The organism is Streptomyces sp. NPDC104313 (assembly GCF_055583985.1).
In genome coordinates, this window is sequence record NZ_JBVJMW010000001.1 from 112476 (window position 1) to 134034 (window position 21559).

17 protein-coding genes are annotated in these 21559 nt (G+C 73.0%); 10 read left to right on the forward strand and 7 right to left on the reverse strand.

Translation table 11 applies throughout. The features are described from left to right. Window positions 1–45 precede the first annotated feature (45 nt). A complete protein-coding gene (locus ACZ60Q_RS00500; protein ID WP_469626232.1) occupies window positions 46–1191 on the forward strand; it encodes an acyl-CoA dehydrogenase family protein in 1146 nt (381 codons plus the stop codon). Then, window positions 1191–2177 (forward strand): acyl-CoA dehydrogenase family protein, encoded by a 987-nt coding sequence (locus ACZ60Q_RS00505; RefSeq protein ID WP_469626235.1) that lies wholly within the window; start codon window positions 1191–1193, stop codon window positions 2175–2177. Before ACZ60Q_RS00500 ends, ACZ60Q_RS00505 begins: the two co-directional genes overlap by 1 nt. A gap of 23 nt (window positions 2178–2200) precedes the next feature. Here the strand turns inward: ACZ60Q_RS00505 and ACZ60Q_RS00510 are convergent, their stop codons facing one another. The 4 genes from ACZ60Q_RS00510 to ACZ60Q_RS00525 all read right to left on the reverse strand — a co-directional run bounded on the left by ACZ60Q_RS00510 (window position 2201) and on the right by ACZ60Q_RS00525 (window position 4745). After that, window positions 2201–2734, reverse strand: coding sequence for a pyridoxamine 5'-phosphate oxidase family protein (locus tag ACZ60Q_RS00510; RefSeq protein ID WP_469626237.1), 534 nt, complete (start codon window positions 2732–2734; stop codon window positions 2201–2203). A 128-nt stretch (window positions 2735–2862) separates the two neighbouring features. Further along, entirely contained in the window at window positions 2863–3336 is a 474-nt protein-coding gene (locus ACZ60Q_RS00515) for a GNAT family N-acetyltransferase (RefSeq protein ID WP_469626240.1), read from the reverse strand. Window positions 3337–3435: 99 nt separating this feature from the next. Next, complete coding sequence (locus tag ACZ60Q_RS00520; protein ID WP_469626243.1) at window positions 3436–3999, reverse strand: HutD/Ves family protein; 564 nt, start codon at window positions 3997–3999, stop codon at window positions 3436–3438. Beyond that, window positions 3996–4745 carry a vWA domain-containing protein gene (locus ACZ60Q_RS00525; RefSeq protein ID WP_469626245.1) on the reverse strand — a complete coding sequence of 250 codons (750 nt, stop codon included), beginning with the start codon at window positions 4743–4745 and terminating at the stop codon, window positions 3996–3998. Before ACZ60Q_RS00525 ends, ACZ60Q_RS00520 begins: the two co-directional genes overlap by 4 nt. Before the next feature lie 143 nt (window positions 4746–4888). On the opposite strand from ACZ60Q_RS00525, the gene ACZ60Q_RS00530 reads away from it, so the two are divergent. Further along, window positions 4889–5800 carry a rhomboid family intramembrane serine protease gene (locus ACZ60Q_RS00530; protein ID WP_469626248.1) on the forward strand — a complete coding sequence of 304 codons (912 nt, stop codon included), beginning with the start codon at window positions 4889–4891 and terminating at the stop codon, window positions 5798–5800. 181 nt (window positions 5801–5981) lie between these two features. Here the strand turns inward: ACZ60Q_RS00530 and ACZ60Q_RS00535 are convergent, their stop codons facing one another. From ACZ60Q_RS00535 to ACZ60Q_RS00545, 3 genes are all read right to left on the reverse strand, one after another. Beyond that, window positions 5982–7442, reverse strand: a complete 1461-nt coding sequence (locus tag ACZ60Q_RS00535; protein ID WP_469626250.1) for a glutamate synthase subunit beta — start codon at window positions 7440–7442, stop codon at window positions 5982–5984. Beyond that, the gene (gltB, locus tag ACZ60Q_RS00540) at window positions 7435–11994 is read right to left on the reverse strand and encodes a glutamate synthase large subunit (RefSeq protein ID WP_469626251.1); all 4560 of its coding nucleotides are present in this window, start codon (window positions 11992–11994) and stop codon (window positions 7435–7437) included. The genes ACZ60Q_RS00535 and gltB overlap by 8 nt, the downstream gene beginning before the upstream one ends. Window positions 11995–12578: 584 nt before the next feature. Next, entirely contained in the window at window positions 12579–13310 is a 732-nt protein-coding gene (locus ACZ60Q_RS00545) for a VIT1/CCC1 transporter family protein (RefSeq protein WP_469626254.1), read from the reverse strand. A 323-nt stretch (window positions 13311–13633) separates the two neighbouring features. Here ACZ60Q_RS00545 and ACZ60Q_RS00550 point away from each other — a divergent pair, with 323 nt between their 5' ends. The 7 genes from ACZ60Q_RS00550 to ACZ60Q_RS00580 are packed head-to-tail and all read left to right on the forward strand — an operon-like array spanning window position 13634 to window position 21516. Next, complete coding sequence (locus ACZ60Q_RS00550; protein WP_469626257.1) at window positions 13634–14812, forward strand: ADP-ribosylglycohydrolase family protein; 1179 nt, start codon at window positions 13634–13636, stop codon at window positions 14810–14812. Continuing rightward, the gene (locus ACZ60Q_RS00555; RefSeq protein WP_469626260.1) at window positions 14809–16056 is read left to right on the forward strand and encodes an ADP-ribosylglycohydrolase family protein; all 1248 of its coding nucleotides are present in this window, start codon (window positions 14809–14811) and stop codon (window positions 16054–16056) included. The genes ACZ60Q_RS00550 and ACZ60Q_RS00555 overlap by 4 nt, the downstream gene beginning before the upstream one ends. After that, on the forward strand, window positions 15983–17176 hold the full coding sequence (locus ACZ60Q_RS00560; RefSeq protein ID WP_469626263.1) for an ADP-ribosylglycohydrolase family protein: 1194 nt from the start codon (window positions 15983–15985) through the stop codon (window positions 17174–17176). Before ACZ60Q_RS00555 ends, ACZ60Q_RS00560 begins: the two co-directional genes overlap by 74 nt. After that, complete coding sequence (locus tag ACZ60Q_RS00565; RefSeq protein ID WP_469626266.1) at window positions 17173–18576, forward strand: ADP-ribosylglycohydrolase family protein; 1404 nt, start codon at window positions 17173–17175, stop codon at window positions 18574–18576. The genes ACZ60Q_RS00560 and ACZ60Q_RS00565 overlap by 4 nt, the downstream gene beginning before the upstream one ends. Next, window positions 18573–19457, forward strand: a complete 885-nt coding sequence (gene rbsK / locus ACZ60Q_RS00570; RefSeq protein WP_469626269.1) for a ribokinase — start codon at window positions 18573–18575, stop codon at window positions 19455–19457. Before ACZ60Q_RS00565 ends, rbsK begins: the two co-directional genes overlap by 4 nt. Beyond that, complete coding sequence (locus ACZ60Q_RS00575; RefSeq protein ID WP_469626271.1) at window positions 19454–20653, forward strand: CaiB/BaiF CoA transferase family protein; 1200 nt, start codon at window positions 19454–19456, stop codon at window positions 20651–20653. The genes rbsK and ACZ60Q_RS00575 overlap by 4 nt, the downstream gene beginning before the upstream one ends. Then, window positions 20650–21516 (forward strand): HpcH/HpaI aldolase/citrate lyase family protein, encoded by an 867-nt coding sequence (locus ACZ60Q_RS00580; RefSeq protein ID WP_469626274.1) that lies wholly within the window; start codon window positions 20650–20652, stop codon window positions 21514–21516. The genes ACZ60Q_RS00575 and ACZ60Q_RS00580 overlap by 4 nt, the downstream gene beginning before the upstream one ends. The last annotated feature ends 43 nt before the right edge of the window (window positions 21517–21559 follow it).

Sequence of the window (21559 nt, forward strand, 5' to 3'; positions counted from 1 at the left end):
AACACCGTCGGCGACGGTGCCGACCGGACGGAAGGCGGGCGCTCCATGGATCTGGCGCAGACGGCGCGGACGGCAGCCCTGCGGGCCGAGGCCCGGGCCTGGCTCCGGGACCACGTACCGGCCCGGCCACTGCCCTCCCTGGAGACCGAGGAGGGGTTCGCCGCGCACCGGGAGTGGGAGGCGCTGCTGGGCACCGGCCGGTGGTCGGCGCTCTCCTGGCCGAAGGAGTACGGGGGACGGGGCGCGGATCTCTTCGGCTGGCTGGCGTTCGAGGAGGAGTACTGGGCGGCGGGCGCACCGGGCCGGGTCTCGCAGAACGGGATCAGCCTCCTCGCCCCGACCCTCCTCGCCCACGGCACGGCGGAGCAGCGGGCCCGGGTGCTGCCGCCGATGGCGAGCGGCGAGGTGGTCTGGGCGCAGGCCTGGTCGGAGCCGGAGGCCGGGTCGGACCTGGCGGCGCTGCGGTCGCGGGCGGTGCGCACGGACGGCGGCTGGCTGTTGTCGGGGCAGAAGACCTGGTCCTCGCGGGCGGCGTTCGCGGACCGGGCCTTCGGCATCTTCCGTACGGACCCGGGGGCCGCGAAACCGCATCACGGGCTCACGTATCTGATGTTCGGGCTGTCGGAGCCGGGGGTCACCGTCCGCCCCGTCGGGCGGCTGGACGGGAAGCCCGCGTTCGCCGAGATCTTCCTCGACGAGGTCTTCGTACCGGACGAGGACGTGATCGGGGAGCCGGGGCAGGGCTGGCGCATCGCTATGTCGGCCACCGGCGACGAGCGCGGGCTCACCCTCCGCTCCCCCGGCCGTTTCCTGGCCGCCGCCGACCGGCTCACCGACCTGTGGCGGGAGGCGGGCGACCCTACGGACACGGCGCTGCGGGACCGGGTGGCGGACGCGGTGATCGGGGCGCGGGCGTATCAGCTGTTCACGGCCGCCTCCGCGTCCCGGTTCGCGGCGGGGGCGTCGCTGGGGCCCGAGTCCAGCCTGAACAAGGTGTTCTGGTCGACGTACGACATCGCGCTGCACGAGACGGCGCTCGATCTGCTGGGCCCGGACGCGGAGCTGGCGGACACGGCGTGGGCGCAGGGGTACGTCTTCGCCCTCGCGGGCCCCGTGTACGCCGGGACGAACGAGATCCAGCGGGACATCATCGCCGAGCGGCTGCTCGGCCTGCCGAAGGGACGGCGCTGATGCGTTTCCTCCTCGACGACGAGCAGCGGGAGTTCGCCCGGTCGCTGGACGCGATGCTGACGGCGGCCGGCACGCCATCGGTCCTGCGGGCGTGGGCCGCCGGGGATCACGGGCCGGGGCGGGCCCTGTGGGGGCGGATCGCGGACGCGGGGGTGTTCGCGCTCGCCGTCCCTCAGGCGTACGGGGGTCTCGGGCCGCTCCCCGTGGAGCTGGCCCTCGCCTGCGTCGAGCTGGGGCGGCACGCGGTGCCCGGACCGGTGGCGGAGACCCTGGCGGCCGGGGTGCTGCTGGGCGGGACCGGCGGACCGGTGGCCAGGGAGTGGCTGCCCCGGATCGCCTCCGGCGGGGCGGCCTGCTCGCTGCGGCTGGCGGGGCACGGGCCGTACGCCCTGGACGCGGACGCGGCGGACGCGGTGTTCACGGTGGACGGCGACGAACTGCGGCTCGCGCCGGGGCACGGGGAGCCGTCGGCGTCGGCGGATCCGGCGCGGCGGCTGTTCCGGCCGGAGGCGGGCGGCGAGGTGGCGGCGACCGGCCCCGGGGTACGTGAGGCGGCACGGTCGGCGGGCGACTGGGCCTCCTTCGCCACGGCGGCCCTGGCGCTGGGCTGTGGGGAGGAGCTGCTGCGGGCGACCGTGGCGTACGTGAAGCAGCGCACCCAGTTCGGGGTGCCCGTCGGGTCCTTCCAGGCGGTCAAGCACCGGCTGGCGGACACCCTGCTCGGACTGGAGTTCGCGCGCCCGCTGCTGTACGGGGCGGCGGTGGAGCTGGCCGGGGACCCGGCCGGGTCGGGGGCGGCGGTCGCCGCGGCGAAGGCGGCGGCGGGCGAGGCGGGGTACGCGGCGGCCCGCACCGCGCTCCAGTCGCACGGCGCGGTCGGCTACACCGAGGAGCTGGACCTCGCGTGGTGGCTCCGCCGGGCCCGGCCGCTGCGGGACGCCTGGGGAACGCCGTCCGCCTGCCGGGCCCGGGTACTGGCGGGCTGAGGACCGCCGGTCGCCACTCCTGTTCAGGACACCTCGGTCGGCGGGGTGTCGTCGCCGGTGCGGCGCACGGTGCGCGGCGGCTGCCCGGGACGCCAGGACCGGATGACCAGCGCCTCGCCGTCGAGCCCGATGCGGACCACCTCGGTCAGCTCCGCCCGGAAGAGATGGAAGGGCTCCGGTGGGCTCGCCTCCTCGATGAAGCGGGCGATCAGCCGCGGGTCCGTGATCTCCACGGCCCGGCCGCTGACCCGGACGTCCCCGTCGTTGAGTTCGGCGTCCGGCCCGGGGTTGGCCTGGAGCGCGAAGCGCGGATCGCGCCGCAGGTCCAGGGCCTTGAGGGAGTTCGGCATCATGCCGAACAGCAGCTCACCGAAGCGGAAGTCGGCCTCCAGGCCGGTGACCCGGGGCGATCCGTCCTTCCGCAGGGTGGCCAGGACGTGGTGCTTGTAGAGCCGGAAGCGGGCTCGCACGGTGGCGGCGAAATCGGGCTCGGCGGCGGCGAAGCCTTCCCAGGAGACCGGGGCGGACGAAGGCGATGAGGAGGTCATGGGTGCCATGGAACACCGGATACCAGACATCTTCTGTCGGTATTCGAACGCGACAGGCAGGCGAATTCACCGGGCCGGACGCTCTCCGTGGGACGCCGACGCGCGGTCTCTCGCCCAGGACGCCGCCGCCGAGCGCCTCAGGCGCGGTTCTCCGGAGCCGGCCGGATGAGCCTCAGCATGACCTCGTCGTACTCCTCGTCGACGCGGCGGCTCTCCTCCACGAAGCCCATCCGGCCGTAGAAGCTCCGGGCCCGGGTGTTCTTCTCGTACACGTCGAGGGTCAACGCACCGCGCAGCGCCGCCGCGTGTTCGACCAGGCGCCGGCCCACCCCGGTGCCCTGTGCTTCCGGAGCCACGAAGAGGCCGCCGATCTCGGCGTCCAGGAGACCGAGGAGAGCCACCACACGGCCGTCCGTCTCGCCGACCCAGTTCTCGGCGTGGACGAGGTAGGTCTCGCGCATCTCTCGGGCGCGCTCGCCCTCGCCCTCGCCGGGGATGAAGGGGTGGGCCAGGCTGCCGGCGCGGGACCAGACGTCCATCGAGGCGTCCTCGTCCGCGGAGGTGTAGCGGCGGATCACGGTGCTTCCGGGTACGGATACGTTCTCGGGCATGCGTGCGACCGTATCCCGCGACGGGGCGATCGGCATCCGGGTTTCCCGCCCGTCGGGGGCCCATCGGGGAGGCCCGCCGGGGCCCGTCGGGCAGGCCCGTCACACGCCGGAGAACGTGATCAGCACCGCCCGGCCCATCGTCCGCAGGACCCCGGGCGACACCCCGGCCGCCAGCACCGCGTCGTAGCGGTCCAGCCGGACGCCCGCGCCCTCCAGCTCCGCGCCGTCGTCCAGGGAGACGGCCAGCACGGCGCCGCACTCCGGTGGCAGCAGTCGGACCGTGCCGCAGACGACGGCGGTCTCCGCCCGCGTACGGTCCCTGCGGTACATGACGTTGAGATTGACGACGGGGCCCGCCAGCAGGAAGCCCTCGGTGGGCAGGTCGCCGGGGAAGCCGTACGGCCACAGCGGCTCGTCGACGATGTGGTGCTCGCCGCCGACGACGAGGTCCATGCCCGCACCCTCGACCACGGTCAGGACGCGCTCCACACCGGGGAAGGCGGAGAACGGCCCGTCGGCGGTGACGTCCGCCAGGCTCACCCGCCAGTCGAAGGCGTCGGTGCCCGCGCCCTCGGGGCCGGTGGCGATCTCGCGGACGGTCCCGCCGCCGTTCCTCCACGGGACGGGCGCGCGGTCGGCGGCGCGCAGGATCCGTACCGTCATCGGACGATCCCCTGCTCCCGGGCGGCGGCCAGCCAGCGCGGGAACTCGGCGACGAGCCGGTCGTACAGCTCGGGGTCCGGAACCTTCCGGGGGTCCTGGCCGGCGTGGAAGTACCCGGCGTTGTCGACGGTCCGCTTGGCGGGGACGGCCAGCTCGTCGAGCCGCCGCAGGAAGTCGAACTGGCTGCCGCGGGTGTTGCCGAAGCCGACGAACTGCCAGAACAGGGGCAGCTTCGCGGCCTTGCAGAGATAGCGTTCGGCGGCGAGCTTGTTGACCGGCCCGCCGTCCGTCTGGAAGACGACCAGGGCGGGCGCGGTGGAGCCGCTGTCGAGGTAGTGGTCGATGACCGCGTCCATCGCCAGGTGGTAGCTGGTCCTCCCCATGTGCCCGAGGCCCGCCACGATCGTCTCGATCCGGCCGCGGTGGTTGCCGAGGGCGATATCGGTGACCGCGTCGACGTCAGTGGAGAAGAAGACGACGGGCACCGTGCCGTCGTCGTCGAGATGGGCCGACAGACCCAGCACCCGGTCGGCCAGTGCCTGGACGCTGCCGTCGTTGTAGTAGGGCCTCATCGAACCGGAGTGGTCGATAACGAGGTAGACGGCCGCGCGGTGACCGCCCAGACCGTGCTTCTCCAGCGAGATCCCGGCGCTCCTGTAGTGGCCGACCAGGGCCGGAGCCGTCTCGCGCACCTTGGTGAGACCGATGGCCGGGCCGGAGCCCACGACCGTGTTCACACCCTGCATGACGGCCCCCGTTCCGTGCTCCGCGGACCTTGAGCGTAGGCCACGGCCGGGCCCCGGGCACACGGGCCACCGCACCGGTTCGCTATCTTGATCGCCGCCGCCCCCACCGGCCCCGTTACACATCCCCAGTGAAGGAGCCGGCCATGGAGGCCGCCGCCACCGCGTGTTACCGCCACCCGTCCTACGAGACATACGTCCGCTGCACCCGTTGCGACCGCTACATCTGCCCGGACTGCATGCGGGAGGCCGCTGTCGGCCACCACTGCGTGGAGTGCGTGAAGGAGGGGCAGCGCTCGGTGCGCCAGGCCCGTACGGTCTTCGGCGGTGCGGTGTCCCGGGCAACGGCGCCGATCATGACGTACATCCTGATGGCGCTCAATGTCCTGGTCTACATCGGCGAGGTGGTCAGACCGGAGATCGTGGACCGGTTCGCGGTGCTCGGGGCGGCGCTCACCGGGCCGGACGGTGAGCGGTACTACTACCGGGGTGACACCTATCCCGGGTACGAGCTGACGGGCATCGCGGACGGGGAGTGGTACCGGCTGGTGACCGGGGCCTTCCTGCACCTTCCTCCGGATGCCTCGTTCGGGGTGATGCACCTGGTGTTCAACATGTTCGCGCTGTGGAACATCGGCCGGGCGGTGGAGGATCAGCTCGGGCGGGCCCGCTTCTCCGCGTTGTATCTGCTGTCGGCGGTGGGCGGTTCGGTCCTGGTGTACCTGCTGGCCCCGGACACCTCGACGGTCGGCGCCTCCGGCGCGGTCTTCGGGCTGGCGGCCGCGTACTGGGTCATCCACCGGCGGCTCGGCCGTGACATGGCGGCCGTCAACCGCTTCATGGCCGGATTCCTGCTCTGGATGCTGATCTCGGCCGCGTTCACCTCGTGGCAGGGGCACCTGGGCGGGCTGCTGACCGGGGCGCTGGTGACGTACGGGCTCGCCTTCGCGCCGGCGAAGCTGCGGGTGTGGCCGGTGCAGCTCGCGGGCGGGTTGGTGCTGGCGGGCCTGTTCGCGGTGGTGGTGGGCGTGCGGACCTCGGCTCTGACGGGCGGCTGAGGCCGGGCGGACGCCGCCGGGCCGGGCACCGTGGAAGGACCCGGCCCCGGACGCGCCACGGCGCCCGCTTGAGTCCGGTCGGGGACAGGCAGGCGCCGCGTTCAGTTCCGTACGCCGTTGTACGGGACGTCTTGTGGGGGCTCCCCCGGGCCGCGTGGCCCAGGGGGAATCCGGGTGGTGCTCAGACCAGCAGTGAACGGTCCGTCGGGCGGATCGGCGCCGGCAGGGCGCTGGTCCCGGTCAGGAAGCGGTCCACCCCGCGGGCGGCGGAGCGGCCCTCGGCGATCGCCCAGACGATCAGCGACTGGCCGCGTCCCGCGTCTCCGGCGACATAGACGCCGTCGACGTTGGTCGCGTAGTGCTCGTCGCGGGCGACGTTGCCGCGCTGGTCGAGCTCCAGACCGAACTGCTGGACCAGACCGTTGGACTGGTCGGTTCCGGTGAAGCCCATGGCGAGGGTGACGAGCTGCGCGGGGATGCGCCGCTCCGTGCCGGGCTTCTGCTCCAGCTTACCGCCCTTGAACTCGACCTCGACCAGGTGGAGGGCCGCGACGTTTCCGTCCTCGTCTCCCTCGAAGTGGGTGGTGGAGACGGAGTAGACCCGTTCGCCGCCCTCCTCGTGCGCGGAGGTGACCTTGTAGAGCATCGGGAAGGTCGGCCAGGGCTGGCCCGGGTTCCGCTCCTCGCCCGGCTTCGGCATGATCTCCAGCTGGGTGACGGAGGCCGCACCCTGGCGGTGGGCGGTGCCCACGCAGTCCGCACCGGTGTCGCCGCCGCCGATGACGACGACGTGCTTGCCGCCGGCGTGGATCGGGGCGACGGTCAGGTCGCCCTCCTGCACCTTGTTGGCGAGCGGCAGGTACTCCATCGCGAAGTGGATGCCGCCCAGCTCACGGCCGGGGACGGGCAGGTCGCGGGAGACGGTGGCACCGGCCGCGATGACGACCGCGTCGTAGCGGCGACGGAGCTTCGCGGCGTCGATGTCCTTGCCGATCTCCACCTCCGTACGGAACTTGGTGCCTTCCAGGCGCATCTGCTCGATGCGGCGGTTGATGTGCGACTTCTCCATCTTGAACTCGGGGATGCCGTAGCGCATGAGGCCCCCGATGCGGTCAGCGCGCTCGTAGACGGCGACGGTGTGACCGGCCCGGGTCAGCTGCTGGGCGGCGGCGAGCCCCGCCGGGCCCGAGCCGATGACCGCGACGGTCTTGCCGGAGAGGCGCTCGGGCGGCTGCGGGGTGACGTCGCCGCTGTCCCACGCCTTGTCGATGATGGAGACTTCGACGTTCTTGATGGTGACGGCGGGCTGGTTGATGCCGAGCACGCACGCCGACTCGCAGGGGGCCGGGCACAGCCGCCCGGTGAACTCCGGGAAGTTGTTCGTGGCGTGCAGCCGCTCGGAGGCGGCGGTCCAGTCCTCGCGGTAGGCGTAGTCGTTCCACTCGGGGATGAGGTTTCCGAGCGGACAGCCGTTGTGGCAGAACGGGATGCCGCAGTCCATGCAGCGGCCGGCCTGCTTGCTGATGATCGGGAGCAGCGAGCCCGGAACGTAGACCTCGTTCCAGTCCTTGACGCGCTCGGCCACGGGGCGGGTCTGGGCGACCTCGCGTCCGGTGGTCAGGAAGCCCTTGGGGTCAGCCATGGGTCGCCGCCTCCATCATCTTCTCGGTGGTCTCCTGCTCGGAGAGACCGGCGAGCTCAGCGGCGTCCTTGGCGGCGAGCACTGCCTTGTACGTGGACGGGATGATCTTGCTGAAGCGCCTCACGGCGGTGTCCCACTCGGCGAGGAGCTTCTCGGCGACGGTGGAGCCGGTCTCCTCGTGGTGGCGGCGCACGACGTCGTGCAGCCACTGCTTGTCGGTGTCGTCCGGTTCCTCGACCGCGCCGAGGTTGCCGACGTTGACGTTGTCGCGGTTCAGGTCGATGACGTAGGCGACACCGCCCGACATACCGGCGGCGAAGTTGCGGCCGGTCTCGCCGAGGACGACGGCCCGGCCGCCGGTCATGTACTCGCAGCCGTGGTCGCCGACGCCTTCGGAGACGACGAGCGCACCGGAGTTGCGGACGCAGAAGCGTTCGCCGGTACGGCCGCGCAGGAAGACCTCGCCGCCGGTCGCGCCGTAGCCGATGGTGTTGCCGGCGATGGTGGAGTACTCCGCGAGGTGGTCGGCGCCCCGGTCCGGGCGGACGATCACCCGGCCGCCGGAGAGGCCCTTGCCGACGTAGTCGTTGGCGTCGCCCTCCAGGCGCAGGGTCACCCCACGCGGCAGGAACGCGCCGAAGGACTGGCCGGCCGAGCCGGTGAAGGTGATGTCGATGGTGTTCTCGGGCAGGCCGGGACCGCCGAACTTCTTGGTCACCTCGTGGCCGAGCATCGTGCCGACGGTGCGGTTGATGTTGCGGATCGCGACCTGGGCGCGGACCGGCCGGGCGGCCTCGGGGGTCTCGGCCCCGAGCGCGTCGGCGGCCAGCTTGATCAGCTGGTTGTCGAGCGCCTTCGTCAGACCGTGGTCCTGCTCGACGATGCGGTGGCGGACCGCTCCCTCGGGCAGCTCGGGGACGAAGAAGAGCGGAGCCAGGTCCAGGCCCTGCGCCTTCCAGTGGGTGACGGCCCGGTCGGTGTCGAGGAGTTCGGCGTGGCCGACGGCCTCCTCGATGGTGCGAAAGCCCAGCTCGGCGAGGATCTCGCGGACCTCTTCGGCGATGAACTCGAAGAAGTTGACGATGTACTCGGCCTTGCCGGAGAAGCGGTCGCGGAGCACCGGGTTCTGGGTGGCGATGCCGACCGGGCAGGTGTCCAGGTGGCAGACGCGCATCATGACGCAGCCGGAGACGACGAGCGGCGCGGTCGCGAAACCGAACTCCTCGGCGCCCAGCAGCGCGGCGATGACGACGTCGCGGCCGGTCTTGAGCTGGCCGTCGGTCTGCACGACGATGCGGTCGCGCAGGCCGTTGAGCAGCAGGGTCTGCTGGGTCTCGGCGAGGCCGAGCTCCCAGGGGCCGCCCGCGTGCTTGAGCGAGGTGAGCGGGGAGGCGCCCGTTCCGCCGTCGTGGCCGGAGATGAGGACGACGTCCGCGTGGGCCTTGGAGACACCGGCGGCGACGGTGCCGACGCCGACCTCGGAGACCAGCTTCACGTGGATCCGCGCCCGCGGGTTCGCGTTCTTCAGATCGTGGATCAGCTGGGCGAGGTCTTCGATGGAGTAGATGTCGTGGTGCGGCGGCGGCGAGATGAGACCGACGCCGGGCGTCGAGTGACGTGTCCTGGCGACCCACGGGTAGACCTTGTGGCCAGGCAGCTGGCCGCCCTCGCCGGGCTTGGCGCCCTGGGCCATCTTGATCTGGATGTCGTCCGCGTTGACCAGGTATTCGCTGGTCACACCGAAGCGGCCGGAGGCGACCTGCTTGATGGAGGAGCGGCGCGCCGGGTCGTACAGGCGGTCCGGGTCCTCGCCGCCCTCGCCGGTGTTGGACTTGCCGCCGAGCTGGTTCATCGCGATGGCGAGCGTCTCGTGCGCCTCGCGGGAGATGGAGCCGTAGGACATGGCGCCGGTGGAGAAGCGCTTGACGATCTCGGAGGCGGGCTCGACCTCGTCGAGGGAGATCGGCTCGCGGCCGGAGTCGAAGCCGAAGAGGCCGCGGAGCGTCATGAGGCGCTCGGACTGCTCGTTCACCCGCTCCGTGTACTGCTTGAAGATGTCGTAGCGCCGGTTGCGGGTGGCGTGCTGGAGGCGGAAGACCGTCTCCGGGTCGAACAGGTGCGGTTCGCCCTCGCGCCGCCACTGGTACTCGCCGCCGATCTCCAGCGCGCGGTGCGAGGCCGCGATCCCGGAGGCGGGGTACGCCTTGGTGTGCCGGGCGGCGACCTCCTTGGCGACGACGTCCAGACCGGCGCCGCCGATCTTGGTGGCGGTGCCGTTGAAGTACGTCGCGACGAAGGCCTCGTCCAGGCCGACAGCCTCGAAGACCTGGGCGCCGCGGTAGGAGGCGACGGTGGAGATGCCCATCTTGGACATGACCTTCAGGACGCCCTTGCCGAGCGCGTAGATCAGGTTCCGGATGGCCTGCTCGGACTCGATGTTCTCGATGAAGGTGCCGGCGCGGACCAGGTCCTCGACGGACTCCATGGCGAGGTACGGGTTGACCGCGGCGGCGCCGTAGCCGATGAGCAGCGCGACGTGGTGGACCTCGCGGACGTCCCCGGCCTCGACCAGCAGGCCCACCTGGGTGCGCTGCTTGGTGCGGATGAGGTGGTGGTGGACGGCGGAGGTGAGCAGCAGCGAGGGGATCGGTGCGTGTTCGGCGTCGGAGTGCCGGTCGGAGAGGACGATCAGACGGGCGCCGTCCTCTATGGCGGCGTCGACCTCGGTGCAGATCTCCTCGATGCGCGCGGCCAGCGTGTCGCCGCCGCCGCTCACCCGGTAGAGACCGGAGAGGGTGACGGCCGTCATGCCCGGCATGTCGCCGTCGGCGTTGATGTGTATCAGCTTGGCGAGCTCGTCGTTGTCGATCACCGGGAAGGGCAGGGTGACGCTGCGGCACGCGGCGGCGGTCGGCTCCAGGATGTTGCCCTGGGGGCCCAACGAGGAGCGCAGCGAGGTGACGAGTTCCTCGCGGATGGCGTCCAGCGGCGGGTTGGTGACCTGGGCGAAGAGCTGGGTGAAGTAGTCGAAGAGCAGCCGGGGGCGCTCGGAGAGCGCGGCGATCGGCGAGTCGGTGCCCATGGAGCCGAGCGGTTCGCCGGCGGTGCGGGCCATCGGCGCGAGGATGACGCGAAGCTCTTCCTCGGTGTAGCCGAAGGTCTGCTGGCGGCGGGTGACCGAGGCGTGGGTGTGCACGATGTGTTCACGCTCGGGCAGGTCGCCCAGCTCGATCTCGCCGGTCTCCAGCCACTCCTGGTAGGGCTGCTCGGCGGCGAGGGACGCCTTGATCTCGTCGTCCTCGATGATGCGGTGCTCGGCGGTGTCGACGAGGAACATCCTGCCGGGCTGGAGGCGGCCCTTGCGGACGACCTTCGCGGGGTCGATGTCCAGGACGCCGACCTCGGAGGAGAGCACGACGAGGCCGTCGTCGGTGACCCAGTAGCGGCCGGGGCGCAGACCGTTGCGGTCGAGGACCGCGCCGACCTGGACGCCGTCGGTGAAGGTGACGCAGGCCGGGCCGTCCCAGGGTTCCATCATCGTGGCGTGGTACTGGTAGAACGCGCGCCGGGCTGGGTCCATGGAGTCATGGTTCTCCCACGCCTCGGGGACCATCATCAGCACCGAGTGCGGCAGCGAGCGTCCGCCGAGGTGGAGCAGTTCCAGGACCTCGTCGAAGGAGGCCGAGTCGGAGGCGTCCGGGGTGCAGACGGGGAAGATCCGGCTCAGCTGCGCCTGGCCGAAGAGTTCGGAGGCGAGCTGGGACTCGCGGGCCTTCATCCAGTTGCGGTTGCCCTTGACCGTGTTGATCTCGCCGTTGTGGGCGACGAAGCGGTACGGGTGGGCCAGCGGCCAGCTGGGGAAGGTGTTGGTGGAGAAGCGGGAGTGGACCAGCGCGACCGTGGAGGCGAAGCGGCGGTCGGAGAGGTCCGGGAAGAACGGCTCCAGCTGCCCGGTGGTGAGCATGCCCTTGTAGACGATGGTGCGGGCGGAGAGCGAGGGGAAGTACACCCCGGCCTCACGCTCGGCACGCTTGCGCAGGACGAAGGCCTTGCGGTCCAGGACGATGCCGGTGGACTCGCCGTCGGCGACGAAGACCTGGCGGAACTCGGGCATGGTGGCGCGGGCGCCCTTGCCGAGAAGTGCGGGGGTGACCGGGACGTCGCGCCAGCCGAGGACCTTCAGGCCCTCCTGCGTGGCGATCTTCTCGATCGTCCGGACGGCCTCGGTGGAGTCGTCCGCGGGGAGGAAGGCGATGCCCACGGCATACGAGCCGGCCTCGGGAAGCTCAAAAGAGGTATCGGCGCGGAGGAAGGCGTCCGGGACCTGGCAGAGAATGCCGGCACCATCGCCGGAGTCGGGCTCGGAGCCGGTGGCGCCGCGGTGTTCGAGGTTGCGCAGTACGGTCAGCGCCTGCTCGACCAGCTCATGGCTGGCCACACCGGTCAGAGTGGCCACGAACCCGACACCACAGGCGTCGTGTTCGTTACGGGGGTCGTACATCCCCTGCTGGGCGGGGCGACCGTCCATGGGCGACCAGGCGTCGATACGCATCGGCTCTCCCGTCGTCGTCGTGGCATTTGCGGTGCCGAGGGACGACGTTGGCCCTCTGCGAAATTTCGTGCAGGTTACATGATGGGGCGCTTCTCAAGAAGCGGAAGGCATGTTCCAACATGCGGACACCGTAGTGACCGGAAGTGACTGGGTGACCAGAGGTGACCGGCCCGGCCAGGGGGGGGTGGGTCGCTGTCGGAACGATCGGCGCCCGGGGACCCGCAGAGAGCAGGCGTCGTTGCCTGCGGTGTCTACGGCTCTTTCCCGGCAGGCACAGAATCGAAACCGCCGGGAAATGGCTACTTATGTGTAGCGCTGCATAACGTCCCACTTTACGGCCGTCCCGCGCCCCCCGCCCAGAGGTGTGCGTCACGACGTACGTCACACCGGGGCGTCGGCACAGGCCCCGGTGAGGCGGGCCGCGCCTTCGTCGTGGGCCGGAGAAGCTCAGCACCGGTGAAACGTGTACGCCGGAGCAACCCGTACACCGCGGAATCCCGTACGCGCCGGAATCCCGCACTCCGCACCCTGCGGGCCGTACCAGGCCGGCCCGGTACGGCCGTACCACCGAGGGAGGCGCTCCCTCAGCCGGCCGCCACACCGAACAGGGTGCCGAGTCCGTAGGTCAGCGCCGCCGCCGCGCCACCGAGGGCGAGCTGGCGCAGTCCGCTGAACCACCAGCTGCGGGCCGTCACCCGGGCCACTACCGCGCCGCAGCCGAAGAGACCGAACAGCGCGAGGAGCACCGAGGGCCACAGGGCGCTCGCCCCGAGGAGGTAGGGCAGGACGGGCAGCAGGGCGCCGAGCGCGAACGCGCCGAACGAGGAGACGGCGGCCACGAGCGGCGAGGGCAGGTCACCCGGGTCGATGCCGAGCTCCTCGCGGGCGTGGATCTCCAGCGCCTGCTCCGGGTCGCGCGACAGCTGCCGGGCGACCTCGCGGGCCAGCGGGGCGTCCACGCCGCGGGATTCGTAGAGGGCGGCCAGCTCGGCCATCTCGTCCTTGGGGTGCTTGCGGAGCTCACGACGCTCGACGTCGAGCTCGGCCTCGACCAGCTCGCGCTGCGAGGCGACGGAGGTGTATTCGCCGGCCGCCATGGAGAAGGCCCCGGCCGCGAGCCCCGCCAGGCCGGTGATCACGATGGTCTGCTGGGAGACCGCGCCGCCCGCGACCCCGGTCATCAGGGCGAGGTTGGAGACCAGACCGTCCATCGCGCCGAAGACGGCGGGGCGCAGCCAGCCGCCGTTCACATCCCGGTGGGTGTGGTTGTCCCGGTGCGCCTCGTGCAGGACGGCTTCGGTCTCGATGATGGCCACGGCGCGCTTCTCCCCTTTGCTCCGGCGGGCCGTCACCCCACCGCTTCCCCATGGAATACAACTTTTGACACAGTCCAAACTACGCCGCCCAGATGACCGCCGCCAGCAAGCCAGGCCTGGCTTACCACCCCTCTGACCTGCGAAGAAAGGACAGCCTCAGCTATCTCCGCCAGTCATCCGCCTGGCCCCTTTCCCAGTGTTTCCCGCCTCCCTTCGCCCTCCGCGTGGCACAGATGCGGACAGGGCCCGGATGGACCCGGATGTGGACCCGGATGTGGACCCGGATGTGGACGCACATCGCCGGACGAGCGAAAGGCGACGCGATGAACACGGCCGTCGGCAATGACCGGGCCAGGGGTGCGCTGCTGGGACTGGCGGTCGGAGACGCGCTCGGCGCCCCGGCGGAGAACCTGCGGCCCTCCGAGATCCGCCGCCGCTGGGGGCGGATCGAGGGCTTCGTGAGCGATGATCCGGCGGGCACCGATGACACGGAGTACGCGATCTTCTCCGGGCTGCTGCTGGCCCGGCACGGCTCGGCGCTCGACGTCTCCCATGTGGAGCGGGCCTGGCACCACTGGATCGCCGATCTGGACGAGGGCCCCTTCCGGGGGGCCGGGTTCAGCGAGCGCGGCACACTGGAGAACCTGCGCCGGGGCCTGGCCGCCCCCATCTCCGCCCAGCACCGGCACGCCTGGAGCGACGGGCTCGCGATGCGGGCGGCCCCCTTCGGGGTCTTCGCGGCGGGCCGCCCCGCCGAGGCGGCCCGGCTGGTCGCGGTGGACGGCCGGGTCAGCCACGAGGGCGAGGGGATCTACGGGGGCCAGGCAGTCGCGGCCGGGGTCGCGGCGGCCATGGTCGGCTCGGGCCTCGCCTCGGTGATCGCCGCCGCGCTCTCGGTGGTCCCGATGGACTCCTGGACGGCCCGGTCGCTGCGCCGGGCGGTGACGGCGGCCCAGCGGCCCTACCCCGACCGGCTCACGATGGAGCGGGCGGTGCGCTCGGCGGTGGTGATCGCCGGCTACCCGTGGACGGACCTCGCGCCGGAGGCGGTCGGCCTGGCGTTCGGGGCGTTCACAGCGGCGCGCGGGGACTTCCCGACGGCGGTGCTCACGGCCGTCAACATGGGCCGCGACGCGGACACGACGGCGGCGGTGGCGGGCGCCCTCGCCGGGGCGCTGAACGGGGAGAGCGCCATCCCGCCGGACTGGGCGGCCGCGATCGGCCCGGTCCGGGGCAGCTGCCTGCCCTCGATGCGCGGCTACCACGTGCTGGACATCGCGGAACTGCTGACCCCGGAGGCCCCGGACGGGACCGGACCTGCGGGGACCCCGCAGGAACGCGGCGGCGGTCGCGCGCCGTCGGCCGCACGGGACATGGCATCGATGGCGGCCTCCTTCGAACCCGTACAGGGCGTGGCGTCGGTGTCACCTTCCTTCGAACCCGCACGGAACACGGCTTCCGTGACAGCCCCCTTCGAACCCCCACGGGAGGACCGGCGATGACGACGTCGACCGAGAGGGCCGGGACCCCCGCCCCCTCCCGCCGCGCCCGGATCGAGGGGCTGCTGCTCGGTCTCGCGGCTGGCGACGCCGCCGGGTGGCCCGCCGCCCGGCACCGGGCGGCCCGGATGCCCGAGTGGACCCGGCGGCTCACCCGGGAGCTGGACACCTTCGCCGAGCAGAACGCCACCACCACACTCCCGGTGCCCATCGCCCTCAACCAGCCGCCCGAGCCACTGCGGCTCGGCCCCTCCGACGACGCCGAGTGGGCCGCGTTCGCCGCCCGTACGGTGCTGGCGGCGGCGGCCGACGAGGCGGTGGACCTCTCCCCCGGCCGCCGGATGCGGGACGCGGTCGACCGGGCCTGGAACGCGCTCGCCGCCACCGTCGCCGCCGCCAGCGCCCGGGCCCCCGAGGTCGAGGCCGTGGTGCTCCCGCTACGGGCCCGGATCTCGGTGCGGGCCGGGCTCGGCAATCTGGCCGCCGGGCTGCGGCCCCCCGCCACCGGGCACGACAACCCGCACTACTTCGACGACGCCGCCTGCGTGCGGGCCGCCGTGCTCGCCGTGGTCCACCCGGGTGACCCGGAGGAGGCCGCCGCGCTCGCCGAGTTCGACGCCCGCTACACCCAGGACGGCGACGGGGTGCACGGGGCACGGGCCGTGGCCGCCGCGATCGCCGTGGCGCTGGCCGGGGCGGATGTCGACACCGTGGTGGACGCGGCTCTCGGCCAACTCCCCGAGGGCACCGAGATCGCCCGAAACGCCGCGCACGCGGTCCGCCTGGCCCGGGAGTTCGCGGACGAGCCCGCCGGGGCGTTCGCCCTGGTCCCGGTGTTGGAACACCAGATCGTGGACCATGTCTACAGCTACGGGATCGCGGCGGCGGAGACCGTACCGGTCGCGCTGGCCCTCACCACCGCGGCCCGGGGAGAGATCGCCCAGGCGATCCCGGCCGCCGCCTGCCTGTCCCGGGTCGCGGACTCCGCGCCCGCCCTGGCCGGGGCGCTGACCGGGGCGATCGGCTCGGTCAGCGCCGTGCCGGCGGGCTGGCGCGAGGCATGCCGGACGCTGGCGGGCTGTGCGCTGCCCCGGCTCGCGGGCACGGACCTGATCGAACTCGCCGGGCTGCTGGCAGCCACGGAACCGGCCTCCCCGGGTAGACAATTCCGACATGACGCCTACAACGGCCATGGAGTCGGTCATCTCGACACCACGCCCCTCCCCCACTACGCCCGGACTCGATGAACGCGTCACCCGGGCCATCGTCGGAGCCGCCGTCGGCGACGCCCTCGGCGGCCCGGTCGAGGGCTGGACCCCCGAGCAGATCGCCGAGCGCCACGGCGGCCGGGTGACCGGGATCGTCGGCCCCTGGTACGGCGAGGACTGGCGCACCGCGCGCCCCATCGCCCCGTACCACAAGGGCGACGGGAACGTCACCGATGACACTCTGATGACCCATGCGCTGATCCGGGTCTACGACCGGGTCCGCGACCACCTCGACGCGTACGCCGTCGCGGACCACCTCGTCCCGGACCTGCTGTCGCCCCGCTGGATCCCGGAGCTGGAGGCGGAGGCTCTCCCCCTCCAGCGGATCTTCCTGGCCGAGAAGTGGATCGTGGCCCGGCTGCACTACGGGCACATGGACCCGCGCGAGGCCGGCGCGGGCAACATCGTCAACTGCGGGGCGGCGATGTACATGGCCCCGGTCGGCCTGGTCAACGCCGGCCACCCGGAGGCCGCGTACGCCGAGGCGCTGGAGGTCGCGGCCCCCCACCAGTCCTCCTACGGGCGGGAGGCAGCCGGGGTCTTCGCGGCAGCCGTCGCCGCCGCCTGCCGCCCGGGCGCCACCCCCGGCACCGTGGTCGACGCGGCTCTCTGCCTGGCCAAGGACGGCACCCGGTCCGCGATCGAGGCGGTCGCCGAAGTGGCCGTGCGCCACGAGGACTTCGAGTCCGCGCTCGTCCCGATGCGGGCGGCGGTGGAGCCCTTCGACACGGTCGGCCCCGACTACCGGAGCCCCTCGCTCGGTGCGCGGCGCCCCTCCCGGCTGCACGCCATCGAGGAACTTCCCATCGCGCTGGGGATGTTGCTGGTCGGGGGCGGTGACTACCGGCGTACGGTGCTCGGTTCGGTGAACTACGGGCGGGACTGCGACTCCATCGCGACGATGGGCGGGGCGATCGTGGGCGCGCTGGGCGGCGAGGCCCCCGCCGACTGGACCGCCACGGTCGCGGCGGCGAGCCGGCTGGACCTGGATGGACCGGCGGTGGTGCTGGCGCGGGTGGCCCGGGAGGTCTTCGCCCGGGACCTGGAGCGCCGCCGGGCCCACGAGGAGGCGTTCGGCGTGCTGGCCGGTGAGCGGTGAACGTCCGCCCTCCCCGGGCACGGCCCCAGGCCCCGCCGGTCCGCCTCACCTGGGTGCAGCCCGAGGACCTGGTAGGGCACGAGCTGCGGCAGGCCGCGCAGGACGGCCGGGACGCCCGGGAGATCGAGGAGCGGTGGTACGCGGCCGGGGGCGCTCCTGCCCCGGTCCGGGCAGGCGCCTCCGAGCCGCCCGCATCGCCGCGACTGCGCGCGCTGGCCGGCCGACTCCTCGACGAACTCGCGCTGCTGGAATCGCCGTTGGCCGCCGACGAGCCGACCGGGCTCGATGAGATCGTGGCCGCCTGCCCGCACTGGCCCGGGCCGGTGGACGCCGCGCCCGTGGCCGGCCGGGACCGGCTGCACGCCGCGTGGCTCGGCCGCGCGGTGGGCTGCCTGCTCGGCAAGCCGGTCGAGAAACTGCCGCTGGAGGGCGTTCGCGCCCTGGCCCGCGCCACCGGCAACTGGCCGCTCACCACCTGGTTCACCGCACGCGGCGTACCGGCCGAACTGCTGGCCGCCCACCCCTGGAACCGCCGCTCGGCCCCCACGTCCCTGGCCGAGAACATCGATGGCATGCCGGAGGACGACGACCTCAACCACCCTCTGCTGACCCTGCTGCTGCTCCAGCGGCACGGCCGCTCCTTCAGCACCGCCGACCTGGCCCGCCTCTGGCTCGACGAACTGCCGGCCGGGCGGACCTTCACCGCCGAGCGCATCGCGTACGGCAACCTCCTGGCGGGCGTCGAGCCGCCGGAGACCGCCCGCCGCCGCAACCCGTTCCGGGAGTGGATCGGCGCGCAGATCCGGGCCGACGCGCACGGCTGGACCCACCCGGGCGACCCGGCCGGGGCCGCCGCCCAGGCCCACCGCGACGCGGTCCTCACCCACACCGGCAACGGGGTGTACGGCGCGATGTTCACGGCCGCCGCGCTCGCCGTCGCGGCCGGCGGCGAGAGCGATGTGCACGGCTGCCTGGCCGCCGGGCTGCGGGTGGTGCCGCCGCGGTCGCGCTATGCCCGCGCGATCCGCCTCGGCATCGAAACAGCCCGTGGGGAAGGGGAGTTCGACGCCGTCGTGGACCGTCTGCACGCCGTCTACGCGGGCACCCACCACTGGGTGCACGTGCTGCCCAACGCCGCGCTGCTGGCCGCCGCCCTCACCCACGCCGACGGCGACTTCACCCGGTCGATCGGCCACGCCGTCTCCGGCGGCTGGGACACCGACTCCAACGGGGCGACCGCCGGATCGCTGGCCGGGCTCCTCGCGGGTGGGCCGGACGCCCTGCCCGAGCACTGGACGGCTCCGCTGAAGAACCGGCTCGCCACCTCCGTACCCGGCTTCGACCGGATCGGGTTCGACACCCTCGCCGCACTGACCCACCAGGAGGCTCTGCGCCCATGACCCGCATCGCGGTGCTCGGCAGCACCCATATGGACCTCGTCGCCTACACCGCCCGCGCCCCCGGACGCGGCGAGACCGTCACCGGAGGGGAGTTCCGGACGGTCCCCGGCGGCAAGGGCGCCAACCAGGCCGTCGCCGCGGCCCGCGCGGGCGGGGAGGTGACGATGGTCGGCGCGGTCGGCGACGACGCCTACGGCGCCCTGTTGCGCGACACCCTCGAACACGCGGGGGTGGACACCGACCTCCTGCACACCGCCGAGGGCCCCAGCGGCACCGCGCACATCGTGGTGGACGACACCGGAGCCAACTCGATCGTGGTGGTACCCGGCGCGAACGGCGTCCTCACCGCGCTCGGGCCCGGCGAGATCGCCGCGATCACCGCCGCCGATCTGCTGCTGACGCAGCTCGAACTGCCCCTGTCCGCCGTCGTGGAGGGCGCCCGCGCGGCCCGCGACCACGGCGTACGGACCATCCTCACCCCCTCCCCGGCGCAAGCTCTGCCCGATGAACTCCTTGACCACATCGACCTGTTGGTACCCAACGAGCACGAGGCCGCCGAGCTTTCCGGGCAGGCCGAACCACACGCCGCCGCCCAGATCCTGCTGCGCCGGGTGCCCGAGGTCGTCATCACCCTCGGCGCGAAGGGCTGCCTGTACGCGGCCCGGGGCGGCGAGCCGGTGCTCTTCGAGGCCCCTTCGGTGACCGCCGTCGACACGACCGGGGCCGGGGACACCTTCGTCGGGACGCTGGCCGTGGCGCTCGGCGAGGGGCGGCCGGTGGCCGAGGCCGTGGCGTTCGCCTCCTCGGCCGCCGCGCTCTGCGTCCAGAAACCCGGCGCGTCCACCTCCATGCCCTACCGCAGCGAGATCGAGGCCTCATGAGCGCCACCGCGGCAGGCCCCCTGACCGGGCTGAAGGTCATCGACCTGGCCACCCTCTTCGCCGGACCGCTCGCGGCCACCATGCTCGGGGACTTCGGCGCCGATGTGATCAAGGTCGAGCATCCCCGTAGGCCCGACCCCTCGCGCGGGCACGGGCCCGCCAAGGACGGGGTCGGCCTGTGGTGGAAGCTGCTCGGCCGCAACAAACGCACCCTGACCCTCGACCTGTCCGCGCCCGGCGGCCGGGACGTGCTGCTCCAGCTCGCCGCTCGGACCGATGTGGTCATCGAGAACTTCCGGCCGGGGACCCTGGAGCGCTGGGGCCTGGGCCCCGAGGAGCTGCACGCCGTCAACCCGGCTCTGGTGCTGGCCCGGGTCACCGGTTTCGGCCAGTTCGGGCCGTACGCCCACCGCCCCGGTTTCGGCACGCTCGCCGAGGCGATGAGCGGCTTCGCGGCGATCACCGGGGAGCCGGACGGGCCGCCGACGCTGCCGCCGTTCGGGCTCGCCGACTCCATCGCGGCGCTGGCCACGGCGTACGCGGTGATGGCCGCGCTCGCCGGGCGGGAGAAGACCGGCGAGGGCCAGGTGGTGGACCTGGCGATCATCGAGCCGATCCTCACCGTGCTGGGCCCCCAGCCACTCTGGTACGACCAGCTCGGCTACGTCCAGCCGCGTACCGGCAACCGCTCCCGCAACAACGCCCCGCGCAACACCTACCGCACCGCCGACGGCCACTGGGTCGCGGTCTCCACCTCGGCCCAGTCCGTCGCCGAGCGGGTGATGCGCCTCGTCGGCCGCCCGGAACTGATCGACGAGCCCTGGTTCGGCGCGGGCACCACCCGGGCCGAACACACCGAGGAGCTGGACGGGGCCGTGGGCCACTGGATCTCCCGCCACAGCCGCGAGGAGGTGCTGGACGGCTTCGAGAAGGCGGAGGCGGCCGTCGCACCGATCCACGACGTGCGGGAGGTGATGGAGGACCCGCAGTACCGGGCGCTGGGGACCATCGCCGAGGTCGACGACCCGGAGCTGGGGCCGCTGCGGATGCAGAACGTCCTCTTCCGCCTCTCGGGGACCCCCGGCGGGATCCGGTGGGCGGGCCGCCCGCACGGCGCGGACACCGAGGAGATCCTGGCCGGGCTCGGCCTCTCGGAGACGCGGATCGCGGCGCTGCGGGACCAGGGGGCGCTGTGACCGGCCGCCCGATCCCGGCCCCGCCGCTGCCGAAGGGCCCGCCGCCGCCCGTCGGCCGCCCGCCGCTGACCTGGCTGTACGTGCCCGGGGACCGGCCGGAGGTGGTGGCCAAGGCGCTGGGCTGCGGAGCGGATGTGGTGATCGTCGACCTCGAGGACGCCGTCGCCCCGGACCGTAAGGAGTACGCGCGCTCCGCCACCGCCGAACTCCTCGGGGACCGGGGCACGGCGGCCCCGGACGCGGCGCCGGTCCATGTCCGGGTGCACGGCGAGGACGACATCCGGGCGCTGGCGGAGCTGCCGGGGCTGACCGCGCTCCGGCTGCCGAAGATCACCCATGCGGTCTCGGTGCACCATGTGGCGGCCGTGGCCCCGGGCGTGGCGCTGTATCCGCTGCTGGAATCGGCGCTCGCGATCGAGCACGCGTACTCGATCGCCTCGGCGCATCACGCCGTACGCGGCATCGCCCTGGGCGAGGCGGACCTGCGGGCTGATCTGGGCGTACGGGAGGATGCCGGGCTCGACTGGCCGCGCAGCCGCGTCGTGGTGGCGGCCCGCGCGGCGGCTCTTCCGCCGCCCGCCCAGTCGGTGTTCCCGGACGTCCGGGATCTGGACGGGCTGTGGACGTCGTGCCGGCGGGGGCGGGCGCTCGGGATGCTCGGCCGGGCGGCGATCCATCCGCGTCAGCTGCCGGTGATCGAGCGGGCATTCCTGCCCACGGCCGAGGAGATCGAGGCGGCCGAGGAGATCGTCGCGGCCTCGGTGGTGGAGGCGGGGGCGCTGGCGCTGCCGGACGGGAGGTTCGTGGACGCGGCGGTGGTGGCGTCCGCCCGCAGAACGATCGCGCTCGCCGGGCGGGCCTGAGACTGCGGGCCCGCCCGGCGAGCGGGAGGTGTGCGGGGGTGCG